Source organism: Streptomyces chiangmaiensis (assembly GCF_036281785.1).
GTDB lineage: Bacteria > Actinomycetota > Actinomycetes > Streptomycetales > Streptomycetaceae > Streptomyces > Streptomyces chiangmaiensis.
Genome location: NZ_JAYWVC010000455.1, coordinates 1 through 2,825 on the forward strand (window position 1 = coordinate 1; position 2,825 = coordinate 2,825).

4 protein-coding genes and 1 pseudogene are annotated in these 2,825 nt (G+C 66.2%); 3 read left to right on the forward strand and 2 right to left on the reverse strand.

Annotation, left to right across the window (positions count from 1 at the left end):
* The first annotated feature begins 301 nt into the window (after positions 1–301).
* The gene (locus VXC91_RS44275) at positions 302–613 is read left to right on the forward strand and encodes a hypothetical protein (protein ID WP_329512998.1); all 312 of its coding nucleotides are present in this window, start codon (positions 302–304) and stop codon (positions 611–613) included.
* A gap of 71 nt (positions 614–684) precedes the next feature.
* Positions 685–1,455, forward strand: a complete 771-nt coding sequence (locus VXC91_RS44280; protein WP_329512999.1) for an SMI1/KNR4 family protein — start codon at positions 685–687, stop codon at positions 1,453–1,455.
* A 181-nt stretch (positions 1,456–1,636) separates the two neighbouring features.
* On the opposite strand, the pseudogene VXC91_RS47370 reads toward VXC91_RS44280, so the two are convergent.
* Positions 1,637–1,750, reverse strand: a pseudogene (locus tag VXC91_RS47370) (IS5/IS1182 family transposase); the annotation flags it as partial.
* A 43-nt stretch (positions 1,751–1,793) separates the two neighbouring features.
* Here VXC91_RS47370 and VXC91_RS44285 point away from each other — a divergent pair.
* Positions 1,794–2,402: a hypothetical protein gene (locus VXC91_RS44285; RefSeq protein WP_329513000.1), complete on the forward strand. Its 609-nt coding sequence runs from the start codon at positions 1,794–1,796 to the stop codon at positions 2,400–2,402.
* A gap of 165 nt (positions 2,403–2,567) precedes the next feature.
* Here the strand turns inward: VXC91_RS44285 and VXC91_RS44290 are convergent.
* Positions 2,568–2,825: transposase (locus VXC91_RS44290; protein ID WP_329513001.1), on the reverse strand; the 258-nt coding region annotated here is incomplete at its 5' end.

The following is a 2,825-nucleotide window of genomic DNA, read 5'->3' on the forward strand; positions in this document are numbered from 1 at the left end:
TTGCGCGAGGAGTCGGGGCGGGGGTGTTCCTGGTGGAGGTACTCGCGTAGAGGCGGGTGCCAGGGGAGTGCGAGTTCGGCGGGATCGTGAGGTGCAAGTTCACCCTGATGGACGGGGGAGCCACCCGTACGCGTGCGCGCGTGACGTCGACATGCCGGGCGCCGGTTCCCGGCGCAAGGATTCTTCGTCACATGAGGTGCCTTTGCTGGTGATTCGTGCATAACGGTGGATTTCGGATGTGAACATCGATGCGTCCGACCCAGGCAGGCGCATCAGGCACCTGCCGTGAAAGGAGCACGGAATGCGGGTTTCCCGTTTTGCCGCCGCGTTGGGCGTCGCGGCCGCCGTCCTGTTGGGCGGCGCCACCGGCGCCAGCGCCGCCACCGCGCCATCGGTGGTATCTCATGCCACGCACGACCGTGGTCACGACCATGATGACGACGACTGGCGTGGCGACAGCGACGGTCGTTGGGGCCACCAGCGGGACGGTCGTTGGGGCCACCACCACCGCGGCGACGGTCGTTGGGGCCACCACCGCGGCGACGGTCGCTGGGGCCACCACCGCGACGGTCGCTGGGGCCACGGAGGCCACGACCGCTACGACCACCGCTGACCGTATTTGGGGGTGCCCTTCCGCCGTTGGGGAGGGCACCCCTTCCGCGTCCTTCGTATACCTTCGGCCGCATGACCGGCGAGATCTTCGGACACCCGCGGCTGGCCGAGATCTACCACCCGCTCGATTCCAACCGCAGCGATCTGGATCGGCACATTGGTGTCGTGCAGGAGTTCAACGCGCGTCGGGTGCTGGACTTCGGCCGCGGGACGCAGGCGCGATACCCGCTTCAGGAGCGAGGTTGGGCGATCACGCGCGTGAGCTGTGGATTCCGTACCGTGGGCAGAGTCCGGACGAACTCACCCCTCCGGACCCCGGTTCCCCGTGAGTCCCCGTCCGTTCTGGCACGAGAGTGGCACGGCCACGGGACCGTTCCTTGGGCTACGGTAGCTCCGGACGAGGACGTCGACTGGATGGAGCGGCTGAAACGGATCACCGGCTGGACACAGCCCGCCCAGCGGCCGGACGTGGACTGGGCGGAGGTGGAGTCGCGCCTGGACACCGCGCTGCCGAGCGACTACAAGCGCATGGTCGAGACGTTCGGCGAGGGCGCCTTCGACGCGTATCTGGACCTGAACCAGGAGCCGTGGACGGATCTCAGGGAGGAAGGGCTGCTCATCTGGGCGGGCACTGAGAACGAGGACCTGTACTGCTGGAGGGCCGACGGCGACGACCCCGACCGTTGGCCCGTTGTGGTGCGGTCCTTCGACGGGGAAGACTTCCCCTTCGAGTGCCAGGCCGCGGAGTTCGTCTGCCGCATCCTCGTCGACCCGCACCACCCGTTCACGATGGCCCGCTACTTCGACGCCCACTGGTTCATGAACTACTGGGAAGGTGACTGACCAAGCCTCGCCGCCAATGGCATCCGCAGCCCGGTTGGCCGACGCCTTTGGGGAACAGGGCAGAAGGGCTCGTCTGCCACAGCAGATTCGTCAAATGCAATGACGTCTTATTGAATTCAGCGTCGTAGGGTCTGGGTCGCGCCAGTTCTCCGGGCTTAGAGGCCGCGCAAATAGGTGATCTTCATGGGCGGCGTGCTGGTCGGGTCCAGGCTTTCCGGATCAGGCTACACACGGTGATGATCGCGTAGGCGAGGTCGAAGAACGCGTCGATGGTGATCTCGCGACGCGCTTGGCACCCCCATCTGCGAAGATCCTCCCGTCATCTCGAAGGGAGGATCATGGGGATCGGCTATAAAACTGCGTGGCTCGCAGTACCAGACGCCTCGCCGGAGGCCGTTGCCGAAGCTCTGGGCCTGCGATATCGCCGGATCATGGACTGGGCCAGCGGCACCGACGCCGCCTACGAACAGGGTGTGTTCGTCGCCCGGCCAGTTGCGTCGTGGACGCTGGCCCACGGCCGCATCCACATGCCTGGGGCCTTCGAAGCCTCAGACCCGCGTTTCCCCGACTGGATCCGCCAACTGAGCGCCAAACTCGGCGAGGTCCAATTCTTCACGACCGACCGGATCGGTGAACACCACGGCTGGGCCCGGGCTACCGACGGCAAGCTCACTCGCGCCTACTACTACGGCGATGCCGCCGTCCCGCTCCACATCGGCGATCCCACGGATATCGAAAGCGAACTCGGCGTGGGGCATCGCTGGCTTACAGAAGGATGGCAGATCTGGGACGAATCAGAGTGGGAAGCGTTTTTCGAGACCACCCCGCGCGAACAGCACGTGATGCGCATCGCACGGTGCTGGAGTGTCTGCCCTCTCGACATCCCCGACGACTGCGTCACAGAACCGGGAATCTATGGCTTCCCGCCTGATATCGAGCCCCGCTGAGCGCCTTTAGCCTCCCCGTTTCGCTTCGGGTGGCTGAGTTGGTGTGATGGCCGTGTGGTGGGGGTTCTGGTTGTTCGCTGCCGGGTGGGCATGGTCGAGGCCCGACGCGCGGGTCGGGTTCTCCAGGGTTCCTCGGTCGTGGGTGTGCAGGGACGGTGCCGAGGTTCAGGTGGCTGGCCGTGGCAGTGCCGCTAGGCGGGCGAATGCGCTGGTCAGCTGGTTTCGCCAGGGCCAGGTCGCGGCGATCCGCAGGTGTATGCGGCGCCCTGCGCGGGTGATGCGGGCAGCTGCGTGGAGCAGCCGGTAGCGGAGCTTCTTCGGCTCGGCGGGTGCCAGTTCGCCTTCCAGTAGCAGGATGCGTGTCCAGGCGAGTAGGTCGAGGGCGGTCAGGGACAGCTTCAGCTGCAAACCTTCAGCGGGTAG